At 61.4% G+C, this 23,764-nt stretch carries 17 protein-coding genes; 6 read left to right on the forward strand and 11 right to left on the reverse strand.

The genetic code is table 11. The annotated features are described in order from the left end of the window. Positions 1–32 precede the first annotated feature (32 nt). The 4 genes from NPS47_RS10895 to betI form a co-directional block, all read right to left on the reverse strand. On the reverse strand, positions 33–1,775 hold the full coding sequence (locus NPS47_RS10895) for a potassium/proton antiporter (protein WP_274294985.1): 1,743 nt from the start codon (positions 1,773–1,775) through the stop codon (positions 33–35). A 252-nt stretch (positions 1,776–2,027) separates the two neighbouring features. Further along, positions 2,028–3,725 carry a choline dehydrogenase gene (betA, locus tag NPS47_RS10900; protein WP_274294986.1) on the reverse strand — a complete coding sequence of 566 codons (1,698 nt, stop codon included), beginning with the start codon at positions 3,723–3,725 and terminating at the stop codon, positions 2,028–2,030. An 81-nt stretch (positions 3,726–3,806) separates the two neighbouring features. Further along, complete coding sequence (gene betB, locus NPS47_RS10905; RefSeq protein WP_274294987.1) at positions 3,807–5,279, reverse strand: betaine-aldehyde dehydrogenase; 1,473 nt, start codon at positions 5,277–5,279, stop codon at positions 3,807–3,809. A 30-nt stretch (positions 5,280–5,309) separates the two neighbouring features. After that, the gene (betI, locus tag NPS47_RS10910; protein WP_157194530.1) at positions 5,310–5,975 is read right to left on the reverse strand and encodes a transcriptional regulator BetI; all 666 of its coding nucleotides are present in this window, start codon (positions 5,973–5,975) and stop codon (positions 5,310–5,312) included. Between the two features lie 476 nt (positions 5,976–6,451). Between betI and NPS47_RS10915 the strand changes: the two genes are divergently transcribed. Next, entirely contained in the window at positions 6,452–8,398 is a 1,947-nt protein-coding gene (locus NPS47_RS10915) for a BCCT family transporter (protein WP_274295057.1), read from the forward strand. Between the two features lie 170 nt (positions 8,399–8,568). Next, positions 8,569–13,230 (forward strand): dermonecrotic toxin domain-containing protein, encoded by a 4,662-nt coding sequence (locus tag NPS47_RS10920; RefSeq protein WP_274294988.1) that lies wholly within the window; start codon positions 8,569–8,571, stop codon positions 13,228–13,230. 5 nt (positions 13,231–13,235) lie between these two features. Here NPS47_RS10920 and NPS47_RS10925 read toward each other — a convergent pair whose 3' ends face one another. From NPS47_RS10925 to gpmI, 4 genes are all read right to left on the reverse strand, one after another. After that, positions 13,236–14,009 carry a divergent polysaccharide deacetylase family protein gene (locus NPS47_RS10925; RefSeq protein WP_274294989.1) on the reverse strand — a complete coding sequence of 258 codons (774 nt, stop codon included), beginning with the start codon at positions 14,007–14,009 and terminating at the stop codon, positions 13,236–13,238. An 8-nt stretch (positions 14,010–14,017) separates the two neighbouring features. Continuing rightward, entirely contained in the window at positions 14,018–15,340 is a 1,323-nt protein-coding gene (locus tag NPS47_RS10930) for a S41 family peptidase (protein WP_274294990.1), read from the reverse strand. A 91-nt stretch (positions 15,341–15,431) separates the two neighbouring features. Continuing rightward, positions 15,432–16,715: a murein hydrolase activator EnvC family protein gene (locus NPS47_RS10935; protein WP_274294991.1), complete on the reverse strand. Its 1,284-nt coding sequence runs from the start codon at positions 16,713–16,715 to the stop codon at positions 15,432–15,434. A gap of 128 nt (positions 16,716–16,843) precedes the next feature. Further along, a complete protein-coding gene (gene gpmI, locus NPS47_RS10940) occupies positions 16,844–18,379 on the reverse strand; it encodes a 2,3-bisphosphoglycerate-independent phosphoglycerate mutase (protein ID WP_274294992.1) in 1,536 nt (511 codons plus the stop codon). 215 nt (positions 18,380–18,594) lie between these two features. On the opposite strand from gpmI, the gene NPS47_RS10945 reads away from it, so the two are divergent. The 3 genes from NPS47_RS10945 to secB are packed head-to-tail and all read left to right on the forward strand — an operon-like array spanning position 18,595 to position 19,797. Next, entirely contained in the window at positions 18,595–19,011 is a 417-nt protein-coding gene (locus tag NPS47_RS10945) for a rhodanese-like domain-containing protein (protein ID WP_107024929.1), read from the forward strand. A 1-nt stretch (position 19,012) separates the two neighbouring features. After that, positions 19,013–19,267, forward strand: coding sequence for a glutaredoxin 3 (gene grxC / locus NPS47_RS10950; protein ID WP_038615495.1), 255 nt, complete (start codon positions 19,013–19,015; stop codon positions 19,265–19,267). 41 nt (positions 19,268–19,308) lie between these two features. Further along, positions 19,309–19,797, forward strand: a complete 489-nt coding sequence (gene secB / locus NPS47_RS10955; RefSeq protein WP_274294993.1) for a protein-export chaperone SecB — start codon at positions 19,309–19,311, stop codon at positions 19,795–19,797. 50 nt (positions 19,798–19,847) lie between these two features. Here the strand turns inward: secB and NPS47_RS10960 are convergent, their stop codons facing one another. Then, complete coding sequence (locus NPS47_RS10960; RefSeq protein ID WP_274294994.1) at positions 19,848–20,303, reverse strand: tRNA (cytidine(34)-2'-O)-methyltransferase; 456 nt, start codon at positions 20,301–20,303, stop codon at positions 19,848–19,850. Between NPS47_RS10960 and NPS47_RS10965 the strand changes: the two genes are divergently transcribed. Further along, positions 20,302–20,739, forward strand: a complete 438-nt coding sequence (locus NPS47_RS10965) for a hypothetical protein (RefSeq protein ID WP_274294995.1) — start codon at positions 20,302–20,304, stop codon at positions 20,737–20,739. The genes NPS47_RS10960 and NPS47_RS10965 overlap by 2 nt on opposite strands. 270 nt (positions 20,740–21,009) lie before the next feature. Here NPS47_RS10965 and ntrC read toward each other — a convergent pair whose 3' ends face one another. Continuing rightward, complete coding sequence (gene ntrC, locus NPS47_RS10970) at positions 21,010–22,446, reverse strand: nitrogen regulation protein NR(I) (protein ID WP_274294996.1); 1,437 nt, start codon at positions 22,444–22,446, stop codon at positions 21,010–21,012. After that, positions 22,443–23,528 (reverse strand): nitrogen regulation protein NR(II), encoded by a 1,086-nt coding sequence (glnL, locus tag NPS47_RS10975; protein WP_274294997.1) that lies wholly within the window; start codon positions 23,526–23,528, stop codon positions 22,443–22,445. Before glnL ends, ntrC begins: the two co-directional genes overlap by 4 nt. Positions 23,529–23,764 lie beyond the last annotated feature (236 nt).

The raw sequence follows: 23,764 nt of genomic DNA on the forward strand, positions 1-23,764 counted from the left end.
AAATTCTTGCAACCAGGGGCGAAGTTTTGAGTTTAAAGGAACAACCCGGGGCCGGGTCGAGTTCCTTCGGGGAATTTGACGCCCACTTTGCTGATCTTGTTCCCTTCCATCACCGCCACCGTCCACAGGGTGTTGTTCCATTCGATCTGGTCACCGACCACCGGCGCACCGCCAACCTTCTGAGCGATGAAGCGGCTGAGCGGCATTTGCGGATCCTGGCCATCGAGCTGCAAACCGTACAGCGCCGCTACAGCCCCCAGTTCTGCGTCCCCTTCGAGCACGAAGTCACCGAAGAAGCGCAAATCAAGACCGCGTTGCGGGGCCTGGCTGAACAGTTTGCCGAGGGCCGGCAGGTTGTGTTCGTGGCCGATCACGCAGAGCAGATCGTCGACTTCCAGGGTGGTACTTCCCGACGGATGGAGCAGTTGCTGGCCACGAAACAGCGCGGCGATACGCGTGCCTTCGGGCATTTTCAACTCGCGCAGGGCGGCGCCGATGCACCATTTTTCCGCACCGAGGCGGTAGACGAACAGTTCCCACTCGCTGGTGATGTGCACTTCCAGGGCCGAGCGCGAGATCGGCGCCGGGTCTGGCGGTACCGTGACCTTGAGCAGCTTGGCCATCCACGGCAGGCTGGTGCCTTGCACCAGCAGCGAGACCAGCACGATAAAGAACGCCAGGTTGAAGAACAGCTGGGCATCGGGCAGCCCGGCCATCAACGGGAACACCGCGAGAATGATCGGTACCGCGCCGCGCAGGCCGACCCAGGAGATAAAGGCTTTCTCACGACCGTGGAAGGCCTTGAACGGCAGCAGACTGGCAATCACCGACAGCGGCCGGGCAAAGATGATCATCCACAGCGCCAGGCCCAGCGCGGGCAGGGCGATCGGCAGCAGGTCATGCGGGGTGACCAGCAGGCCGAGGACCAGGAACATGCCAATCTGCGCCAGCCAGGCCATGCCGTCGAGCATGTGCAGAATGCCGTGGCGGCTACGGATCGGCCGGTTACCCAGGACCAGGCCGCACAGGTACACGGCGAGGAAGCCGCTGCCGTGCAAGGCGTTGGTCAGGGAGAACACCACCAGGCCACCGGCAATCACCAGGATCGGGTAGAGGCCGCCGGCCAGGTTGATGCGGTTGACCAGTTGCAGCAGCAGCCAGCCGCCACCGAGGCCCATCAGGCCGCCGATGCCGAACTCGCGCAGCAGATGGGTGAGCAGGCTCCAGTGCAGGCCGGTCTGGCCGCTGGCGATCATGTCGATGAGGGTGACGGTGAGGAACACCGCCATCGGGTCGTTGCTGCCCGATTCGATCTCCAGCGTCGCGGTGACCCGTTCGTTCAGCCCTTTGCCGCCGAGCAGCGAGAACACTGCTGCGGCGTCGGTCGAGCCGACAATGGCGCCGATCAGCAGGCCTTGGATCAGGCTCAGGTCGAACAGCCAGGCGGCGATCATACCGGTGAGGCCGGTAGTGATCAGCACGCCGACCGTGGCCAGCGACAAGGCCGGCCACAGGGCCACGCGGAAACTCGCCACGCGCGTGCGCAAACCGCCGTCAAGGAGGATCACCGCCAGTGCCAGGTTGCCCACCAGGTAGGCGGTCGGGTAGTTGTTGAAGATGATGCCGCCGCCATCCACGCCGGCGAGCATGCCGACGGCGAGGATGATGACCAGAATCGGGATGCCCAGCCGTGATGACAGTGAGCTGACCAGAATACTTGCACCTACCAGCAATGCGCCGATCAAGAACAGGCTATTGATGGTGGACGCATCCAAAGGCAGTACTCCGGGGAAAAGCAGGAAGGGGCGGTTTGCTGTGGATAAGCAGGTCGCGTGCCAAGGATTCTAACCTGAGGGGTCGGCGGGCTGTAAAGGGTTAATCGCAGGCACAAAAAAAGCACCTGAAAGGTGCTTTTCTGTTGTGTCGCTGGCAAGGGCCTCATCGCCGGCCAGGCCGGCTCCCACAGGGATAGAGATAACCCTTTCTCTGTGGGAGCCGGCTTTGCCGGCGATAGGGGCCGCAGGGAATCAAGCCTGCTTCACTTCACGCATCGCCTTGCCTTTGACCGGTGCCTCATTGGCAACGTAGTACTTGGCAGTGCTGCGCGGCAGCGGCTGGCGGCCACGGATCTTGTCGGAGATTTTCTCGGCGATCATGATCGTGGTGGCGTTGAGGTTGCCGGTGATGATGATCGGCATGATCGAGGCATCGACCACACGCAGACCCTGCATGCCGTGCACGCGACCCTGGCCATCGACCACGGCCATGTCGTCGGTACCCATCTTGCACGAGCAGGACGGGTGGAACGCGGTTTCGGCGTGCTCGCGGATGAACTTGTCCAGTTCCTCGTCGGTCTGCACGTCGGCGCCAGGGCTGATCTCGCGACCGCGGTAAGGGTCCAGCGCCGGCTGGGCCATGATTTCACGGGTCAGGCGGATGCCGTCACGGAATTCCTGCCAGTCCTGCTCGGTAGCCATGTAGTTGAACAGGATGCTCGGGTGCTGGCGCGGGTCTTTCGACTTGGCCTGGATACGGCCGCGGCTTGGCGAACGCATCGAACCCATGTGCGCCTGGAAGCCGTGTTCCTGTACGCCGTTGCTGCCGTTGTAGTTAATCGCAACCGGCAGGAAGTGGTACTGGATGTTCGGCCACTTGAACTCAGGGCGGGTACGGATGAAACCACCGGCCTCGAACTGGTTGCTGGCGCCGATACCGGTGCCGTTGAACAGCCACTCGGCACCGATGGCCGGCTGGTTGTACCAGAGCAGCGATGGGTACAGGGACACCGGCTGGGTGCAGGCGTACTGCAGGTACAGCTCCAGGTGGTCCTGCAGGTTCTCACCGACGCCCGGCAGGTCGTGGACCACCGGAATGTCGAGGCGCTTGAGCAGTTCGGCCGGGCCGACGCCGGAACGTTGCAGCAGTTGCGGCGAGGCGATGGCGCCGCTGCAGACGATGACTTCTTTGCGCGCACGGGCTTCCACGCGTTCTTCGCTGGCGCCGACCAGGTAGGTCACGCCAACGGCACGCTTGCCGTCGAACACGACGCGATCAGTCAGGGCGTGGGTGACGATGGTCAGGGTCGAGCGCTTCTTGGCGGTGTCCAGGTAGCCGCGGGCGGTGCTGGAGCGACGGCCTTTAGGCGTGACGGTACGGTCCATCGGACCGAAACCTTCCTGCTGGTAGCCGTTGAGGTCTTCAGTGCGCGGGTAACCGGCTTGCACGCCGGCTTCGACCATGGCGTGGAACAGCGGGTTGTTGCCGGCTTTCGGCGTGGTCACGCTGACCGGGCCTTCGCCACCGTGGTAGTCGTTCGCACCTATGTCGCGGGTTTCCGCTTTGCGGAAGTACGGCAGGCAGTCCAGGTAGGTCCAGTCCTGCAGGCCTGGCAGTTCTGCCCAGCCGTCGAAGTCCATGGCGTTGCCACGGATGTAGCACATGCCGTTGATCAGCGACGAGCCACCCAGGCCCTTGCCGCGACCGCATTCCATCCGGCGCCCGTCCATGTACGGCTCGGGATCGGTCTCGTAGGCCCAGTTGTAGCGGCGACCCTGCAGCGGGAAGGCCAGGGCGGCTGGCATCTGGGTGCGGAAGTCGGCGCGGTAGTCCGGGCCACCGGCTTCGAGCAGCAGGACAGTGACGCCTTCGTCTTCGGTCAGACGGGTCGCCAGGGTGTTACCGGCAGAACCGGCACCGACGATGATGTAATCGAATTCATGGGACATTTCTGTTCCCTCATTTTGGCAGTAGACAGGAAAGCGGGGGAGCGCCCGGACCTTGCGGACCGGGCGCGGCTACAGGGGTGCTTAGAACACCGAGTTGTAGTTGCCCAGCTCGACCTGTACCGATTTGATGCGGGTGTACTGAGCCAGCGAGCTCACGCCGTTTTCACGGCCGACACCGGACTGCTTGTAGCCGCCAACCGGCATTTCGGCTGGCGATTCGCCCCAGGCGTTGATCCAGCAGATACCGGCTTCCAGCTGGTGGATGATGCGGTGGGCGCGGCTGATGTCGTTGGTGCACACACCGGCGGCCAGGCCGTACTCGGTATCGTTGGCACGACGGATGACTTCTTCCTCGGTCTCGTAGGCGAGGATGCTCATCACTGGGCCGAAGATTTCTTCCTTGACGATGGTCATGTCGTCACGGCAGTCGGTGAACACGGTCGGTGCCACGAACGCGCCTTTGGCGAACTCGCCGTCGGTCAGACGCTCGCCGCCGCACAGAACGCGTGCGCCTTCTTCCTTGCCCTTGGCGATGTAGCCCAGCACGCTTTCCATGTGGGCGAAGCTGACCAGCGGGCCGAAGTTGGTGTTTTCGTCTTCAGGGTTGCCAACGCGGATACGGGCAACGCGCTCGGCGATCTTGGCTTCGAAGGCCGCTTTCATCGAGGCAGGAACGAATACGCGGGTGCCGTTGGTGCAGACCTGGCCCGAGCTGTAGAAGTTGGCCATCATGGCGATGTCGGCGGCGCGATCGAGATCGGCGTCGTCGCAGATGATCAGTGGCGACTTGCCGCCCAGTTCCATGGTGACTTCCTTGAGCGTCGAGCTCGAGGCGCTGGCCATGACCTTCTTGCCGGTGGTGGTGCCGCCGGTGAAGGAGATTTTTTCGATGCGCGGGTGCTCGGTCAGCCAGGTGCCGACTTCACGGCCGCTGCCGGTCAGCACGTTGAACACGCCGTCTGGCAGGCCGGCTTCGGTGTAGATTTCGGCCAGTTTCAGGGTGGTCAGCGAGGTGACTTCCGACGGCTTGAAGATCATCGCGTTACCGGCCGCCAGGGCAGGTGCGGATTTCCACAGGGCGATCTGGATCGGGTAGTTCCAGGCGCCGATACCGACGGTGACGCCCAGCGGCTCGCGGCGGGTGTAGACGAACGAGCTGTCGCGCAGCGGGATCTGCTCGCCTTCGATGGCCGGGACCAGGCCTGCGTAGTACTCCAGTACGTCAGCGCCGGTGACGATGTCGACGTAACGGGTTTCCGAGTAGGACTTACCGGTGTCCAGGGTTTCCAGGGCGGCCAGCTCATCGTTGCGCTCGCGCAGGATGTCGACGGCGCGGCGCAGGATGCGCGAGCGCTGCATGGCGGTCATGGCGGCCCAGACTTTCTGGCCACGCTCGGCGCTTTCTACGGCGCGCTCGACGTCTGCTTGAGTGGCACGTTGCACCTGAGCGAGGACTTCGCCGTTGGCCGGGTTGATGGCGTCGAAAGTAGCGTCGCTGGAAGCGTCGACATAACCACCATCAATGTAGAGTTTTTGCAGTTCGAAACGGGCCATAGTGTCCTCGCAAGTGCATTGTGTTTTTGGCTATCCGAGCGACGCTCCTGCCGGTTTGGCAATTGCGGCGCGTAGTGGTTCAGAGGCCTGGGTGTATGTGTCCAGGCTCGTCTGCTTCGCCAGTTGTAGATCCATGTATTCGTAAGCGATTTGCTTCGCCTGGTCGGTGTCGAAGGCGTCTCCGGACAGCGCACCGCGCAGCCACAGACCGTCGATCAACGCTGCCAGCCCGCGGGCCGCGCTGCGTGCCTCAGGCAACGGCAGGGCGCGGCGGAACTGGCAGCACAGGTTGGAATACAAGCGGTGATCGTTGATCCGCTGCAACCTGTGCAAAGACGGCTGGTGCATGCTGGAGGCCCAGAAGGCCAACCAGGTTTTCATTGCCGGGCCGTTGACCTGGCTGGCGTCGAAGTTGCCTTCGATGATCACCTGCAGGTGGGCACGCGGGCTGTTGTCCTTGAGCGCCTGCCGGTTGGCGACGACGTTCTCGTTCAGCACGCTCATCAAGTACCGCATGGTCGCTGCGATCAGGCCGTTCTTGTCCTGAAAGTAGTGACTGATGATGCCATTCGACACACCGGCCAAACGGGCGATCAGCGCAATGCTGGCGTCACCCATGCCGACCTGGTCGATGGCCAGCAATGTGGCTTCGATCAACTGCTGGCGGCGAATGGGTTGCATACCGACCTTGGGCATTTTGCAAATCTCCTCAGGCCTGCGAGCAGTCGACGAGCGGCTGCCTCGGCGAAGGCCAGTCTATTTTGTTTTGATTGAACGTTCAATCAACAAAGAATAAGCTCTGCGACAATCTGTGCCATTGACAGGATTTTCCTGCCGTCAGCTGGCCCAAATTGGCACCCCAAAAAGGCGTGGAACCCCCGAAATACAAGGTGTTGACGGGTGTAAGCGGCGCGTTGAACAGATCTGCCGAGCGGTCGAGGACTGCACGGTCAACCCTCGGAGCGGGGTTTTCGTTCTGTTTTTTTCAACGCAATCGATTCGGGATCACGGTTTTTCAAGGTGCTTTTATAACACCTGACGCAGTGGGGCTATTGCACCATTTGCTCAGGCAAAGGTCGTTTCGTTTCTCTCGCACTGCCCGGAGCCTACGTGCAATGAGTTCTGCCTCCCTTATCAAGACCCCCACCGAGAGGGTCCGGGTCAACAGCGTGGTGTTCTTCACCTCCGCGTTGCTGATCCTTGTGTTGACTGCCTTGCTTATCGCTGTACCGGAGAAAGCCGGCGAAGTGCTCAACGTTGCCCAGACCTGGCTGACCCGCAGCTTCGGCTGGTATTACATGCTGGTGATCGGCGGCTACCTGGTATTCGTGGTCGTGCTGGCTTTCTCCAGCTTCGGCAAGCTCAAGCTTGGCGGCAAGGACGACAAACCCGACTTCAGCTACGGCGCTTGGGCCGGCATGCTGTTCTCCTCGGGTATCGGCATCTCGCTGCTGTACTTCGGCGCTTCCGAGCCTCTGGATCACTACTTCAACCCGCCAGAAGGCGCTTCTGCCAGCGCCGAGGCGGCGCGCCAGGGCCTGCAGCTGACCTTCCTGCACTGGGGCCTGCACGGCTGGGCGATCTATGCCCTGGTCGGTCTGGCTGTGGGTTACTTCGCCTACCGTCACAACCAGCCGCTGGCACTGCGCTCGGCGCTGTACCCGCTGATGGGCGAGCGTTGGGTCAAGGGTGGCGCCGGTCACGCGGTGGACATCTTCGGCATGTTCGTGACGCTGCTGGGTCTGGTGACCAACCTCGGTATCGGTTCGATGCAGGTGTCTTCGGGCCTGGAATACCTGTTCGGCATGGACCACAGCAAGACCAACCTGCTGATCGTGATTCTGGTCATGGCCACCGTGGCCACCGTCGCCGCAGTGTCCGGCGTGGAGAACGGCATTCGTCGTCTGTCGAACCTGAACATCATGCTGTTCAGCGGTCTGCTGATCTTTGTCCTGCTGGCCGGTGACACCCTGCACCTGCTCAACGGTTTCGTTCAGAACATCGGCGACTACCTCAACGGCATCGTGCTGAAGACTTTCGATCTTTACGTTTATGAAAGCGAAGCGGGCAAGTCCGAGCGCTGGCTGGGGCTGTGGACCGTGTTCTACTGGGCCTGGTGGATTTCCTGGGGCCCGTTCGTCGGTATGTTCATCGCCCGTATCTCCAAGGGCCGCACCGTGCGTGAACTGGTTGCCGGCGTTCTGCTGATCCCGCTGGGCTTCACCCTGGCCTGGCTGTCGATCTTCGGCAACACCGCGCTGGACCTGGTGATGAACCATGGCGCCGTGGAGCTGGGCAAGACCGCGCTCGAGCAGCCGTCGATGTCGATCTATCAACTGCTGGAATTCTTCCCGGCGGCCAAGATTGTCATTGGTGTGGCAGTGTTTGTCGGCTTCGTGCTGTTCCTCACCCCGGCCGACTCGGGCGCGGTGATGATGGCCAACCTGTCGTGCAAAGGCGGTCAGGTCGACGAAGACGCGCCGCACTGGATGGTGGTGTTCTGGTCGGTGGTGATCACCCTGGTGACCATCGGTCTGCTGTTCGCCGGTAACTTCGCCGCCATGCAGACCATGGTGGTACTGGCCGGCTTGCCGTTCTCGGTGGTGCTGGTGCTGTTCATGTTCGGTCTGTACAAGGCCATGAAGCAGGACAGCCAGATCGAACAGGAACAAGCCGAGCTGGCTGCCCGTGGCCGTCGCGGCTTCAGCGAGCGTCTGAGCCAGCTTGATCTGCAGCCGACCCAGGCGATGGTTCAGCGTTTCATGGACAAGCAGGTCAGCCCGGCGCTGAAGGAAGCGGCAGTGCAACTGCGCAACCTCGGCGTTGAGGTAGAAACCCGTGTCGGCCAGTCGCGCTCGACCATGGGCCTGCGGGTGATGATGGAAGAGGGCAATCCTTTCGTCTACGAGGTGAGCCTGGACGGCTACCTGGCCGCGCCAAGCGAGGCGCCGGTCGAAGGTGAAAGCGAAGTGCGCCAGCGCTTCTATCGTGCCGAGGTGTACCTGCACAATGGCAGCCAGGAATATGACCTGATGGGCTTCACGCCCGACCAGATCACCCGTGATGTGCTCGATCAGTTCGAGAGCCATCGCCAGTTGCTGGGGCGTGTCTACAGCTGATCTCAGCTGATTGAACGCAAGGGGTCCTGCTCGTGAGAGCAGGGCCCCTTTTTCTTTGGGCATCAGCCATACGGCCAATCGAGGCGTTGACGGCCAGTAATATGTAACACCGCTGCCAATGGACGGGTCGCTAGCTTGGGCGCTTACCATTAGCAAGGAGTTTTACGTTCATGAGCAGCTCAAAAACCAACCTTCCGGCTCCGGACTTCAAGCAGGCCGTGGCGTTGCAGTTCGCCGGCCGTCCTACCCTGCGCCAGGTGGCTGCGCAGAAGATCCTGCAATTGCTGGTAGAGCGTTTCCCCATCCTCGGCACCGTCAAGCCATCACTGCCCGATGCAGAACCGCTGCGTCTATTGCTTCCCCAGGCGCGTTCGTCGTCATCACAGCCCCTGGTAGAGGTCGTACTGCAGGCAGTGTTGGACGGACAGGCCCTGAATCTGGAACGTGCCCATGACCGAGATCCCGGCCTGACCTTCGTGGCACCTTACCGCTTCGAGGGCAGCGACGGGTTTGAGTTCATTGCATTCAACGGGATGACCGACGCCATCAACCACCTGGTGTCAGAGTTGCCTTTCCATTTCCAGCAGGCTCAGGTCGATTACTGGAATGACCAGTCAAGTTCGGGTGTCAGCCGGGATCGTTGGCTGCAGCAGATGTTGAAGTTGGCGTTGCTGCGCAATTTACCTTGGCAGAATCTCGATCCTCAGCAAGAGCAATGTGTCCGTGGGCTGCTTGAGGGTGGCTCGAATAGCCCAAGTGTGTTCACCGTAGAGGTAGAGCTTGAAGTAGACGATGAGCGTTTCTTGCACATACTGCCGAACCTGCTGGTGAGTGGTGAATGGGATGAGCGTACGGTGGTCTTGTGGTGCTCGCCTTCAAGTGTGGTGAGGTCATTTGACTCGCTCGATAATTTTGCGTTGGCACTACGAAACGAGCTGGCTGATCGATATCGGTTCGACTCGATCAGCTGGAACCGCTATGAACTGGAAGGTGACGTTTTCGCTCAGCAAGCGGCATTGTTGCTTGAAGTCATGCTCGACTCAGTGCAGCGCTTGCGCTACTCGCGGCTGACAGATATTGCCCACATGGAGCAGGCCTTTGCAGCCCTGAGCGATCCATCGCAATGGTTCATCGAAGGCTATACCGTCCACAGTGATGCGGCTATCAAGCTGCCACCTGGCATATGGCAGATTTCGCCGGAGGACAGCTTCGCCTACCAGTGCGCAGTGTTCGAACTTACCTTGGCCCAGGCCAAATCGCAGGGCGCTGCGGCGCTCGACGATGTGTCGGACCTGCACAGCTATGCCAGCCAGCGCTTGCGCGAGCAACTGCTCGCCGACCATCCACTTGACGCTAATTACTTTCCTGATGACTTGAACCTGACGCTCACGGTTGCCAGGGGTATACCGGGTGGCGCGGGAGCGGGTGTGGGGGGTGGTTTGGTGGAAACCAGGACGACAACCCTGACGCAGTTTGCCATCGGCAATCTCAGCTCACTCCAAGGGGCGACCTTGACTGCCATCGAGCACCGTGAAGGGCAACTGATCATGCCCTGGATGACGCTCGACTATGTCAAATCCCTGGTTGAGCAAGTCGACATTGGTGCCCATTATCCGAGCTACGTAGCACAAAAGCTCGACGACCCTGACACCCGTGAACAGCGGGTTACCTGTTTCGCCCGGGAGTGGCGCTGCTCTCTGCTGTTCAGCGCGCTCAGGTCAAAGTTGGGAGGGACTTTGAGCGAGGCCGGCCTACAGTGTGTGGCTGACTATTGCCGCGGCGATATCGACCCTGACCTCCCCGCCATCACCCTGATGCCCCTGGCGTTCAAGCGTGAACCGACTGCAAGCGAGTCTGATCTGGTCTGCGGTATGTACGTGCTTTTCTCGGCGTCGCCTGCGTTGGTGCTGCTGTACCGGCCTTTGTATACGTCAGCGCCGCTGACGGAGTTCGTCAGTCTTCAGGCGATGATGGCTGCAATTCGTCAGGAGGGGGCACTGCAAGACAGCATTCTTGATTGGTTGCTGCCACAGGCGCGAAGTGTCTACGACCACGGCGGGTTCAGCGAACCGCATCTGGGGCGACCGATCTTTGATACTTCGTTGCTGCCGGAGTCAGTACAGCCAGCAAGCCTCGCTACGCAATTCTGGCGGATCGACGTCGATGCGAAGCTCTACAAAGCGAACCGCGACCTGTTGCTTGAGCTGGCCGACCGCCAGTCAGTGTCGAATGCCGAGAGTCGTTGGGCGATCCTTGTCGAGGGTGCCTGGTTGCTGTTCGACGTGGTCACCTTGTTGCTGCGTGGGCCCGTGGCTACCGTGGCCTGGCTGGTGCAGGCCATTCAGGGATTGAAAAACGATGTGTCGGCACTGACCCAGGGTAATGCGTTCGAGAGGTCGGCAGCCGTGGTCGATCTACTCCTGAATTTTGCCATGGCCCTGTTCCATGCGCGCCTGCCGCGTCGGGAAGTACCTGTGGCCGATCACCTCATCGAGGCCTCCGCCTTTGACGATCCGGCGCCACAGAGACCTGGTTTTGTCACAGTGAACCCAGCGCTGGAACAAGGGCTGGTAGGGATGCCCGGCACACTTGGAGAACGCTCCGCTCTGCAGCTGGATTTCGCCTGGCGCGGCAGGCAAGGCTTGAACGTGCTTGCGCCCACGCAGCGCGAAGCGCTCTTGGCCATGCGCAGCGCTGTATCGCTGAACGGTTTCGAACCCCTGGACTCAGGCTCGGGCCAAGGTCTCTACCAGATCGACGACGGCCATTACGCTGCTTTGGCCGGCAATACCTATGCTGTCGAGCTCAGTGTTGACGGCGTGCGCGTCGTCGATGCGCAAGGCAATCCCGGCCCATGGTTGACGTTCGAACATGGTGTATGGCGCGTCGACGCGGCACTGCGCTTGCGCGGGGGCATGCCCAAAAGCCGGCGGCAGATCCAGGAGGAAGCGAACAGGCGGCAGCTTGATCAAGACAGGGAACGAGAGACGGCGTTAACCCGCAAACATAATGTCTTGGCGCTACAGGTCAACAAACTCAAGGCATTCTTGTCAGCGAAAGATGCGCAGATCGAAGCATTTGAAAATGACGCTGATCTGGATGATCTGAAGCTGGTAGAGCTCACAGGGCTGAAGAGCGTCCGCAAGCTCACCAATCAGAAAGTCGTCTACGCGCTGAAACCGCTCATCGAAAATGGCCTGGAGCACGACAAGGTCCTTTCTTCCATCGAGAAAATGACCAAGCTTGAACCGATGTTGGGCAAAGTGGTGGTCGAGCAGCGCAGCACTACACGCCAGGAGCTCATTGGCAGCTGTACGGAATACCACGATGAGTTGGCAAAGATTATCAATGAAGAAGATCTGGAAAAACTGGCTGACACCCTTGTTGTACGGCCGGAGACTGAAACCGAGATCAAGCAATACAGGGATTTCCTCGCCACGCTGGAGAAGGTCGTCGGATGGGAAACCGATCTTGTCGAGTTATCCTGCAAGCTCGACGATTTGCTCGAGGACACGCTCAAAAACAATTCAATGGTGTTTAAAGACGCTACCGGGACGAAGACCAACAAGAACAGGGTGGTGGGCGATATCGTCGAGCGGCGCCGAGAAACCGCGATCGACCTGGAAGTTCGTTTGCTCTTCGACCTGGCGGAGTTGAGCCTGGATCGTCTGGCTCAAGTCGATGCGAGCGTTCTGGAGCAGTATCACAACTACCTTGCCGGAGATGGCATCAAGAGCGCTGGTGCAGCCCATGGTGATCTGGCAGGTAGTGGTCTGGCACAGGTGGAGCAGATTGAAGTGCTGAACGGCATCGTTGAGGCCTATGAGGAAGCCTTGGTGCTGGTTGACTATTTGAATGCACTCGGTGGCGCAGCGATCAGAATGGACAAACTGAAGTTGTACAAGGCTGCGTTGACAGGTCTGAAACGCGCGGCGATATCCGAGTTGTCGCAGGCGGTGCGGGAAAACGAACTGGGGGTATCGCACCTGAGCAGGCCTGTGCTGTACGCAGCAAGGGGAGGCAGGCGGCGACTGGCCAGAACGCATCAAGGTCGAAGCGTTTTGGCTGAAGAGCTGGAAGTTGATGGGGTTTCGGTTATCCAGCAGCGGGAAAGCCGCACGGGAAAGGTATTGAAGAAGTTCCACCGGCAGGGTTCGGAGTTGGTTGAGGATGTTCGCAACCCTGCCGATGAGATGCCGCCCACCTCCCCGAAGCATCCCGATGTCGACAGGAAGCGCGCCCGGGTCTTGCTCACTGAGGTCGATGCCGTGATCAGGCTGGCCTATACCTACAGTCCCGATGAGCCCCTTGGCCTGTCGTCGGTGATTGAGGGGCATGTGGAGAAATTGAACAAGGCCCTTGTAACGTTGCCGCGAATTGCTTCCGACGAAGAGCTGATCGAGGATCTGGACAGCAATATCCGACGCTTGAGCAATGCACGGCGCGACATGCTGACCAGCCTCTACCTGAACACCCAACACCCGACGGCAAATAGCCTGCGGTACCTGTATCAGGAACGGCGGATCACCATCGAACCGACAGTACGGCGCAAAGCGCTGTCCTCCAACGATTACCTGGACATCTATGAAATCCGGCGACTTGCCGAGCCGGGGCAGCAAAAAGGCGATGGCTTATGGGAAGCGCATTTCCATTATCCGAGCGCCGAGACGCCTGCCCGGCAATTCAGCAGAGGTCATCTGAAGGTTTGGTGGCAGCGCAAGCTGGGCCGCAAGGCGCAATTGAGTGCAGCCGCCTCCGGGCAAGAGCTACTGGAGGTCTACCGCAGTGAATTGCGTCTGAAGGATGTGGACGACATCATCCCCTTTCCCTGAAGCATTCATCGGTTGGTGTAGCGACCCTGCCGGCCATGCGCCGGCATGGCCTGGTTGCCGCGCTCGGCAATCATCTGCCGAAGGCTGATCAACTCGATGCCCTGGCGCTGGAGCCGGGGCATTTCACGTTCCAGTACGTCGAGGGTTTGCGGGTAAGGGTGGCCAATCAACACGGCTGAGCCCTGTTTGCGCGCCAGCTCGACCCCCAACTGCAATTGCCCGGCAATGGCCTCGGGGGTGCGTACATCATCGAGGAACACATCGCGGGAAACATGCGCCAGGTCGAGCTCTTGGGCCTTGGCCGCAGCCACGGTGGCGGCGCTGGTGCGGCTGTCGACGAAGAACAGATGGCGGCGCTGCAGTTCACCCATCAGCCAGGCCATTGGCTCGGCTTGCGAGGTCATGCGGCTGCCCATGTGGTTGTTGATCCCGGCGGCGTAGGGCACCTTGGCCAGGGCTGCATCCAGACGTTGCGCCAGTTCCGCTATCGGTGTGCCGGGGTGCCAGGCAAAGGGGCCGGTGGCCGGGTCCATGGGCATGTGCAGGATCACCGTCTTGCCCGCCTTGTGGGCCTGGCGGGCAAATTCAGTGGCATGGGGAGTGTCGGGCATGATCGCCATGGTCACCGGCCCTGGCAGCGCCAGGGTGCGGCTGTCGCGGGCGCTGCTCTGGCCCAGGTCGTCGATGATCAGGCTCATGTAGGCCTTGCCCTGTTGGGCGGGCGCCGCAAACACGGTTCCGCTCAACAGGTACAGCAGGACACACAACAGGTAACGCATGCAGGCAATCACTTGCTGTGGGTAATGCTCAAGCCCTTGAGCAGGCTGAGGGCCTGGCTCAGCTGGAAGTCATTGTCCTGCGGGCGCTCTTTGCGTTTGGCGCTGCCTGTTGGTCGGTCAGCGCCGCCGTTGCCGTTGCCCAGGTGACCTTGCAGGTCGGCTTCCTTGAAGTTGTCGTTGTCCACTTCGGCGGTCAGCTTGGCCTGACGCACCTCGATGTCCGGAATAATGCCCTGGGCCTGGATCGAACGGCCGTTCGGGGTGTAGTACAAGGCGGTGGTGAGCTTGAGCGCACGATCGTTGTTCAGCGGCAGCACGGTTTGCACCGAGCCTTTGCCGAAACTGTCGGTGCCCATCAGCACGCCGCGTTTATGGTCCTGCAGGGCGCCAGCGACAATTTCCGAGGCCGAAGCACTGCCGCCGTTGATCAGCACCACCAATGGCACGCCTTCGCTGGCGTCGGCCGGGTCGGCCGAGAAGCGCAGCTCGGAGTTGGCAATGCGGCCCTTGGTGTAGACGATCAGGCCTTTGGTCAGGAAGTGGTCAGCCACTTCCACCGCCGACTGCAACACGCCACCGGGGTTGTTGCGCAGGTCGAGGACCAGGCCGCGCAGCTTCTTGCCGTTGTCCTTGCGCAGCTTGGCCAGGGCCTTGCCGACTTCTTCGCCGGTCTTGACCTGGAACTGGGTGATGCGGATATAGCCGTAGCCGTCTTCGAGCAGCTGGCTCTTGACGCTCTTGACCTGAATCACTGCACGGGCAAGGGTCACGTCGAACGGCGTGCCGCCGTCGCGTACCAGGGTCAGGGTGATCTTCTCGCCGATCTTGCCGCGCATCTTGTCGACCGCTTCGGTCATGGTCTGGCCGCGGGTCGGCTGGCCGTTGATCTTGACGATCAGGTCACCGGCCTCGATCCCGGCGCGCGAGGCCGGGGTGTCATCGATCGGCGATACCACTTTGACGAAGCCGTCTTCCATGCCGACTTCGATACCCAGGCCGCCGAACTCGCCGCTGGTGCTTTCCTGCAGTTCCTGGAAGTCTTCCGGGCCGAGGTAGGCCGAATGCGGGTCGAGGTTGCTGAGCATGCCCTTGATGGCGTTTTCCAGCAGGGTCTTGTCATCAACCGGTTCGACATAGGCCGCCTTGATGCGGTCCATGACCTCGGCGAAGGTGCGCAGCTCGTCCAGCGGCAGTGGCGCCTTGGCAGGGGCCGATACCGTCGTGGCCGGCACCGCGGTCGGCTTGGCGGGCTCGGCCGCACGGGCCAGGGGCGCGCCGAGGACCAGGGCGATGGTCAGGGCCAGCGAGGTGAGGCGAGGCGAATGCAGCATGTCGAACGAACTCCTGATCCTGGTAGCGCTCCGGCTGGAGCCTCGGCGTAGCCCGATATCGCGCTACGCCGTCAAATACGGGTGGTGGTACCTATCCCTGGGCACGGCACCATTGTGCGGGGTCGCTGGGACGACCTTGCTGGCGGATGGCGAAGTACAACCCCGAGCTGTCCTGGCCGCCGCTGTTGCCGACGGTGGAAATGGCCTCGCCGGCCTTGACGACGTCTCCGGCGCTCTTGAGCAGGCTCTGGTTATGGCCGTAGAGGCTCAGGTAACCATTACCATGGTCGAGAATGACCAGAAGTCCAGCGCCGCGCAACCAGTCGGCAAACACCACCCGGCCACCGTGCACGGCACGCACCTGGCTGCCTGGGGAGGCGCTGATCATCACACCGTCCCATTTGGTCCGCGCATCACCGCCGCGGGTTTCGCCAAAGCGCGCCAGCAATCGACCATTGACTGGCCATGGAAGTTTGCCGCGGGCTGAAGAAAAAGCGCCGCCAAAGGTCTCGCCGCTGCTGGAAACCAGCGGGCCGGGGATGCTCTTGGGCTTGCTCGGCGCATCATCCTTGGCTGCCAGGGCTTCGCGCTGGCGCTGCTTTTCCGCCTCCTGGGCCGCCAGCAGGGCCTTCTGCCGCGCTTCTTCGGCTTCACGGGCCTGGCGGGCGAGGGTTTCCTCGATGGTCTTGAGCACCTTGCTCAGATCGGCCTGGTCTTGCTCACGGGCTTGCAGTTTCTGGTCGCGGGCCTTGACGTCGTTGTTCAGTTTGGCCAGCACTTGCTGGCGTTCGGCGCGGACTTTTTCCAGCGCCTGGCGCTGGGCATCGAGGTTGCCTTGCTGGGCCAGCAACTGGGCCTGCTGCAGGCTGATGTCCTGCTCGACGTTGGCCAGCTGACGCAAGGTCTCATTGAAGCTGCGCAACTGCTCCAGGCGCGCCTGGCTCAGGTAATCGTAATAGGTCAGGGTGCGCGCGAATTTCTCGGGGTTCTGCTGGTTGAGCAGCAGCTTGAGGTATTCCTCGCGACCGTTCTGGTAGGCCGAACGGGCCTGGATGGCAATCAGGCGTTGTTGTTCAACGCGGGCGCTCTGGAGTTTTTTTTTCTCGTGATCAAGGCGCTCCAGCTCGCCCTGAGTCTTTTTTAGTTCCTGTTGCAGGGCCTCCACCTGCTTTTCCAGCTTACCGATGTCGGTTTCTGTGCTGCGCAGGTCTTTCTGCACACCGGATTTTTCCTGCTGCAACTGGCCAAGCATTTTCTTCAGCTCGGCAATGTCCTGACGCGTGGCGTCGAGTTGCTGTTGGGTTTGCGCGCGCTCGTCGGCAAACGCCGGGCTGAGCAGGCAAGACAAGGCTAGGACAATCAGGGCGCGAAACATGGAGTGGGCGACACCAGGGATAGAGACTGGCCTAGTATGCCCGCCGCAGCTTGCAAAAAAAACGCCTCAAGGCAACTGCGTTGAGGCGTTTGTCTGGAAAACCGAGCGTTGAGGCCGGTTTAGCGGCTTCAGCCGTCGATCAGAATCGAGGTGCCGGTCATTTCTGCCGGTTTTTCCAGGCCCAGCAGTTTCAGCATGGTCGGCGCCACGTCAGCCAGCACGCCGCCTTCGCGGACCTGCAGGTTACGCTTGCCGACATAGATGAACGGCACCGGCTCGGTGGTGTGCGCGGTGTGCGCCTGGCCGGTGCAGGCGTCTTCCATCTGCTCGACGTTGCCGTGGTCGGCGGTGATCAGGGCTTCGCCACCGACCTTGTCCAGCGCCTCGACGATACGCCCGACACACAGGTCCAGGGCTTCGACCGCCTTGACCGCGGCTGCGAACACGCCGCTGTGGCCGACCATGTCGCCGTTGGCATAGTTGACCACGATCACGTCGTAGCGCTGCTGTTCGATGGCTTCGACGATGCGGTCGGTGACTTCCGGGGCGCTCATTTCCGGCTGCAGGTCATAGGTGGCGACCTTCGGCGACGGGATCAGGATGCGCTCTTCGCCTTCGAACGGCTCTTCACGGCCGCCGGAGAAGAAGAAGGTGACGTGGGCGTATTTCTCGGTTTCGGCGATGCGCAGCTGGGTCTTGCCGTTTTTCGCCAGGTATTCGCCGAGCACGTTGTCCAGGCTGCCCGGGGCGAACGCGGCAGGCGCCGGGATCTTGGCCGAGTACTGGGTCAGGCCGATATAGGCGGCCAGTTTCGGCAGGCGCGCGCGTGGGAACTCATTGAAGTCGGCTTCGACGAACACCCGCGACAGTTCGCGGGCACGGTCGGCGCGGAAGTTCATGAAGATTACCGCGTCGCCGTCTTCGACCGTGACGGCTTCGCCAACGCGTGTGGCCTTGACGAATTCATCGCTCTCGCCACGGGCGTAGGCCGCTTCCAGGCCGGCCAGGGCGTTGTCGGCGGTGTATTCGGCGGCGCTGTCGACAATCAGGTTGTAGGCCGCCGAGACGCGGTCCCAGCGGTTGTCGCGGTCCATGGCGAAGTAGCGGCCGATCAGGCTGGCGATGCGGCCCTTGCCGAGCTTGGCGAAGGTCGCGTCGAGCAGCTCGATCGACGATTGCGCGCTTTTCGGCGGGGTATCGCGACCGTCGAGGAAGGCGTGCAGGTAGATCTTCTCGGCGCCACGCTTGGCGGCCAGTTCGGCCATGGCGATCAGGTGATCCTGGTGACTGTGCACGCCGCCATCGGAGAGCAGGCCGAGGATGTGCACAGCCTTGCCGGCTCCTGCAGCCTTGTCGACCGCGCCGCAGAGCACGGCATTGTCGAAGAACTCGCCGTCCTTGATGGCCTTGGTGACCCGGGTGAAGTCCTGGTACACCACGCGACCGGCGCCGAGGTTCATGTGCCCGACCTCGGAGTTGCCCATCTGCCCGTCAGGCAGGCCGACGTCCATGCCGGAGCCGGAGATCAAGCCGTGCGGCTGGGTAGCGCGCAGGCGATCGTAGACCGGCGTGCTGGCCGAGTAGATGGCGTTGTATTCGTGGCTTTCGCTGTGACCGAAACCATCCAGGATGATCAGGACCAAAGGTTTTGGCGTGCTCGTCATCAATCCCACTCACGGTTGTTCAGATGATAAAGACACGCATTTTAGGGCAAATTGGTCATCAATGACGAATTAACCTTGTTCGCCAGCGGCTGCTGGCCGACGGACTGCAGGGGCTGGATGGGAATTACTGCCGACAAGCCGGTCGGGCGGGCTTTGGCCGACCTTGGGGGCTGTGTATACTGGCCAACATTTTTAATGGCCTGGAACACCCTCCAATGGTTGCTCACCTGATTGAATTCGCAACAAATCACTATCTGCTGGTTGGTATCTTCGTCGTTCTGCTGGTGCTGTTGATTGTCACCGAAGCGCGCAAAGGTGGCCGCAGCCTGAGCACTGGCGAGCTGACCGCGCTGGTCAACAGCGACAAAGGCCTGGTGATCGACATTCGTTCGACCAAGGATTACGCGGCTGGCCACATCGTTGGCGCCCTGAACATTCCGCAGGACAAGTTCGCCGCGCGTATCGGCGAGCTGGAAAAGCACAAGGCCAACAAGACCCTGATCGTTGTCGATGCCATGGGTCAGCACGCTGGCACCACCGCCCGCGAACTGCTCAAAGCCGGTTTCACCGCTGCCAAGCTGTCGGGTGGCGTGTCGAGCTGGAAAGCCGATAACCTGCCATTGGTGAAGTGAAATGAGCGACGTCATCGTCTATTCCAGCGATTACTGCCCTTATTGCTCGCAGGCCAAGCGCCTGCTGCAGAGCAAAGGCGTGGCCTTCGAAGAGATCAAGGTCGATGGCAAGCCGCAGGTGCGCGCCGAAATGAGCCAGAAGGCCGGCCGTACCTCGGTGCCGCAGATCTGGATTGGCAGTACCCACGTCGGCGGTTGCGACGACCTGTATGCCCTTGAGCGCGCCGGTAAACTCGACGGCTTGCTCAAGGCCTGAACCAGAACCCCTATTTAAGACCCTGGAAAGAAGGATCTGTCATGACTGATCAACAGAACAACGAAGCAGCCGCAGCCGACGAAAGCACCCCGCAATTCTCCCTGCAGCGCATCTATGTGCGCGACCTGTCGTTCGAAGCGCCGAAAAGCCCGGCGATCTTCCGTCAGCAGTGGGAGCCGAGTGTTGCCCTGGACCTGAACACCAAGCAGAAAGGTCTGGAAGGCGACTTCCACGAAGTCGTACTGACCCTGTCGGTGACCGTCAAGAACGGCGACGAAGTGGCCTTCATTGCTGAAGTCCAGCAGGCCGGTATCTTCCTGATCAAGAACCTCGACGCGCCTTCGATGAGCCACACCCTGGGGGCGTTCTGTCCGAACATCCTGTTCCCGTACGCGCGTGAAGCGCTGGACAGCCTGGTGACCCGTGGATCGTTCCCGGCGCTGATGCTGTCTCCGGTCAACTTCGACGCCTTGTACGCCCAGGAAATGCAGCGCATGCAGGAAGCTGGCGAAGCGCCTTCGCTGCAATAAGCCTGTTGCGATGTAGCAAAAAGCGCCCCGAGGGGCGCTTTTTTCTTGGCTCAGGCAAACCCTTGCTGGCGCCAGGCCTCATACACGGTCACTGCCACGGTATTGGACAGATTCAGGCTGCGGCATCCCGGCCGCATGGGCAAACGCAGGCGCTGCTCGGCGGGCAGGGTGTCGAGCACCTCGGCCGGCAGGCCACGGCTTTCCGGACCGAACAGGAAGGCGTCGCCAGGTTGGAACGCCGTTTCGTGGTAAGGGTGCGAGGCCTTGGTGGTGAAGGCGAACAGGCGCGGCTGGCCGAGGCTTTCCAGGCAGCTGGGCAGGTCGGCATGGCGCTTGAGGGTGGCATACTCGTGGTAGTCCAGCCCGGCGCGGCGCAGGCGCTTGTCGTCCAGCTCGAAGCCGATCGGCTCGATCAGGTGCAAGTGACAGCCGCTGTTGGCGCACAGCCTTATAATATTGCCAGTATTCGGCGGAATTTCTGGTTGAAAGAGGATGACGTGAAACATGCACGGCTCCGAGCATAAAGATGGCGAGCATTCTACTCCTGAACCGGACCCGCGTTCGCAGCAATGGCCGCGTGTGCTGTTTTCCCTGGCCATTTTCGGCATGTTGGTGGGCTTGATGATCGGTCGCCTGACCGCGCCCGAGCCGCGGATGCTGGAGCAGGTGCAGGTGGTCGAGGGCGGGCTGGACCTGGTCTTCAACGAAGAACCCAAGCTGCACGGCGAAGAAGTCGATGGCACCCTGGCCTTGCTGTTCGAGGCCGAAGGCAAGGCTGCGCGGGGTCAGTTGCGCCAGCAGGGTAAACCGGTCAGCTGGCGGGTCCAGAAGAGTGATGGCGGGTTGCTGGTGACCCTGGTCGCGGCGCGTCCACTGCACGGCAACTGGGCCGGAGCAGAGGACGATGGGCGCTGGCGTGTGCAGGTGAGGCTGCACGAATAAAAGAGGGGAATCCCCGGCCTGCCTGTACCAAGGCCCCCAAAACTGGAAGTACTGATACTAATGCAGGGTGTGTGCCAGTTTTATTGCAGCCCGAAAATAGGCGTGTTTGAGGGGTTGGAGCGGGTTTCACCGGGGATTTTTTGCCTTGCTGCGGTGCATCGGGCACAGGTTCGGTGCATGTGGGGGCGGTGGGAGCGGGCTTGCCCCGCGATACGATGGGGCTGACAAACCGCTATCGCGGGGCAAGCCCGCTCCCACCAGTCGCCCGGATCAGGTTTCGTCGTCGCCTTCCTCTTCGCCACCGGCGACCTTCATTCCCAACTCTTTGATCTTGCGCGTCAAGGTATTGCGGCCCCAACCGAGCAGTACTGCGGCATCGCGACGGCGGCCTGCAGTGTGCTTGAGGGCAATTTCGATCATGATCCGTTCGAAGCTTGGCACGGCGCTGTCGAGCAGGCTGGTTTGACCGCGGGCCAGGGCCTGGTCGGCCCATTGACGCAGCGCCTGCTCCCAGTTGGTCACCGGCGTGCTGTCCTGCGGCAGGTTGAGCAGTTCCGGCGGCAGGTCGCCGATATGCACTTCGCGGCCCGAAGCCATCACCGTGATCCAGCGGCAGGTGTTCTCCAGCTGGCGCACGTTACCCGGCCACGGCAGGTTGCGCATGAACTCTTCGGTCTCGGCCTTGAGCAGCTTGGGTTCAACCGCCAGTTCCTGAGCGGCGCGTCCAAGGAAGTGGCGGGCCAAGGTCGGGATGTCTTCGCGGCGGTCGGCCAGGCGCGGGATATGGATGCGGATCACGTTCAGGCGATGGAACAGGTCTTCGCGGAACTTGCCGGCCTGCACCAGGGTTTCCAGATTCTGGTGAGTCGCAGCGATGATGCGTACGTCGACCTTCACCGGTACATGCCCACCGACTCGGTAGAACTCGCCATCGGCCAGGACCCGCAGCAGACGGGTCTGGGTGTCGGCCGGCATGTCGCCGATCTCGTCGAGGAACAAGGTACCGCCATCGGCCTGTTCGAAGCGCCCGCGCCGCAGGTTGGCGGCGCCGGTGAACGCGCCTTTTTCATGGCCGAACAGTTCGGACTCCATCAGGTCCTTGGGAATCGCCGCCATGTTCAGGGCGATGAACGGTGAAGCCGCCCGTGGACTGTGACGGTGCAGGGCATGGGCGACCAGCTCTTTACCGGTACCCGACTCGCCGTTGATCAGCACGGTGATGTTGGAGTGACTCAGGCGGCCGATGGCGCGAAACACCTCCTGCATCGCCGGCGCCTCGCCGATGATCTCCGGGGTGCGGGTCAGGCTCGGCGCGACATCCAAGCCCTGTTGCTCCTGAGCGTGCTGGTTGGCGCGCTTGACCAGCGACACCGCCTCATCGACGTCGAACGGTTTGGGCAGGTATTCGAATGCGCCGCCCTGATAGGACGCCACCGCGCTGTCGAGGTCCGAGTGGGCGGTCATGATAATCACTGGCAGGCGCGGGTGCTGCTCGCGAATCTGCGCCAGCAGGTCCAGGCCGCTGGCTCCGGGCATGCGGATGTCGGAGATGATCACGTCCGGCTGTTGCCGGGCCAGGCGGCTCATGACACCGTCGGCGCTGTCGAAACTCTGGGTGGTCATGCCTTCTTGTTGCAGGGCTTTTTCCAGGACCCAGCGGATGGAGCGATCATCATCGACGATCCAGACGGTTTCACTTCGGCTCATGAGGCGGTGGCTCCTTGTTCCAGCGGCAGAAAGATCGAGAAGGTGGTGTGGCCTGGATGGCTGTCACATTCGATCAGGCCCTGGTGCTGGCTGATGATGTTCTGGGTAATGGCCAGGCCCAGCCCGGTACCGTCCGGACGGCCGCTGACCATGGGGTAGAAGATGGTTTCCTGCAGTTCGTGGGGGATGCCCGGGCCGTTGTCGATGATCTCGACCTTGGCCACCAGGCGATGGCGGGTGTGGCCGATGGTGAACTGACGCATGGCGCGGCTGCGCAGGGTGATACGGCCCAGGCGCAATTCGTTCTGGCCGCTGATGGCCTGCATGGCGTTGCGCACGATATTGAGCACGGCCTGGATCATCTGCTCGCGGTCGATCAGCACGTCCGGCAGGCTCGGGTCGTAATCACGCACCAGGGTGATGCCGCCCTGGCTTTCGGCCTCGACCAGGCTGCAGACCCGTTCGAGTACTTCGTGGATGTTGGTCATTGCCAGCGACGGCAGCTTGTTCGAACCGAGCATGCGATCGACCAGGTTGCGCAGGCGGTCCGCCTCCTCAATGATCACATTGGTGTAATCCTTGAGACTTTCCTCGGGCAATTCCCGCGAGAGCAGTTGCGCGGCGCCGCGAATGCCGCCCAGCGGATTCTTGATTTCATGGGCCAGGCCGCGCACCAGCAACTTGGTGGTTTCCTGCTTGGACAGCTGGGCCTCTTCCTTGGTGATACGCAGCAGCCGGTCGCGGGGATGGACCTCAAGCAGCAGCAAAGTCCGGCCACTGCTGAGGATCGGCGTTACCGCATAGTCGACGGTCTGGGTCTGCCCGGTCAGCGAGGTCAGTTGCGCTTCGCGCTTGGTGAACGGGTGCGCGTGCTCCACCGCCTGGCGCAGGGAATTGAGCGCTTCCGGCGATTCGGTGAACAACTCGCTGATGAATTGCCCATGGCTGCGCTGGCCGCTGATGGCCAGGAGCATTTCCGCTGCCGGGTTCATGTACTCAAGGCGCAATTCGGCATTGAGCAGGATGGTGGCAGTGGTCAGGTTGTCCAGTAGCAGTCGGTGCAGGGCATCGCTGATGGTCATGGGGCGTCGGTGACCTCTTTTGGCTCATGACGACCCCGGCTGGGCCAGGGTCGCGGGCGCTGGTTGTCTGCTGGTGAGAAGAAAATGCAAAAAACAAACCAAGGCTCCGAAAAGAAGCGGATTCGCCTGATAAAGACCTGAATTTGCGCTAAATATGGCTACAAAACCCTGATCTGGCGGTTTTCTTGAACCAAAATGGGCTGATTTGCTTTAGTGCACGCGGTTGTGTGCACCAA

Origin of the sequence: Pseudomonas putida (assembly GCF_028682475.1) — a bacterium.
GTDB lineage: Bacteria > Pseudomonadota > Gammaproteobacteria > Pseudomonadales > Pseudomonadaceae > Aquipseudomonas > Aquipseudomonas putida_AG.

What these genes read in the sequence shown, in the direction of transcription:
- NPS47_RS10930 (WP_274294990.1), bottom strand. Translation starts at nt 15,340, where the DNA reads ATGCTGCATTCGCCTCGCCTCACCTCGCTGGCCCTGACCATCGCCCTG.
- glnL (WP_274294997.1), bottom strand. Translation starts at nt 23,528, where the DNA reads ATGACCATCAGCGATGCCCTGCACCGACTGCTACTGGACAACCTGACC.
- NPS47_RS10965 (WP_274294995.1), top strand. Translation starts at nt 20,302, where the DNA reads ATGCACGGCTCCGAGCATAAAGATGGCGAGCATTCTACTCCTGAACCG.
- betB (WP_274294987.1), bottom strand. Translation starts at nt 5,279, where the DNA reads ATGGCCCGTTTCGAACTGCAAAAACTCTACATTGATGGTGGTTATGTC.
- betA (WP_274294986.1), bottom strand. Translation starts at nt 3,725, where the DNA reads ATGTCCCATGAATTCGATTACATCATCGTCGGTGCCGGTTCTGCCGGT.
- grxC (WP_038615495.1), top strand. Translation starts at nt 19,013, where the DNA reads ATGAGCGACGTCATCGTCTATTCCAGCGATTACTGCCCTTATTGCTCG.
- gpmI (WP_274294992.1), bottom strand. Translation starts at nt 18,379, where the DNA reads ATGACGAGCACGCCAAAACCTTTGGTCCTGATCATCCTGGATGGTTTC.
- NPS47_RS10935 (WP_274294991.1), bottom strand. Translation starts at nt 16,715, where the DNA reads ATGTTTCGCGCCCTGATTGTCCTAGCCTTGTCTTGCCTGCTCAGCCCG.
- NPS47_RS10920 (WP_274294988.1), top strand. Translation starts at nt 8,569, where the DNA reads ATGAGCAGCTCAAAAACCAACCTTCCGGCTCCGGACTTCAAGCAGGCC.
- betI (WP_157194530.1), bottom strand. Translation starts at nt 5,975, where the DNA reads ATGCCCAAGGTCGGTATGCAACCCATTCGCCGCCAGCAGTTGATCGAA.
- secB (WP_274294993.1), top strand. Translation starts at nt 19,309, where the DNA reads ATGACTGATCAACAGAACAACGAAGCAGCCGCAGCCGACGAAAGCACC.
- NPS47_RS10960 (WP_274294994.1), bottom strand. Translation starts at nt 20,303, where the DNA reads ATGTTTCACGTCATCCTCTTTCAACCAGAAATTCCGCCGAATACTGGC.
- ntrC (WP_274294996.1), bottom strand. Translation starts at nt 22,446, where the DNA reads ATGAGCCGAAGTGAAACCGTCTGGATCGTCGATGATGATCGCTCCATC.
- NPS47_RS10945 (WP_107024929.1), top strand. Translation starts at nt 18,595, where the DNA reads ATGGTTGCTCACCTGATTGAATTCGCAACAAATCACTATCTGCTGGTT.
- NPS47_RS10925 (WP_274294989.1), bottom strand. Translation starts at nt 14,009, where the DNA reads ATGCGTTACCTGTTGTGTGTCCTGCTGTACCTGTTGAGCGGAACCGTG.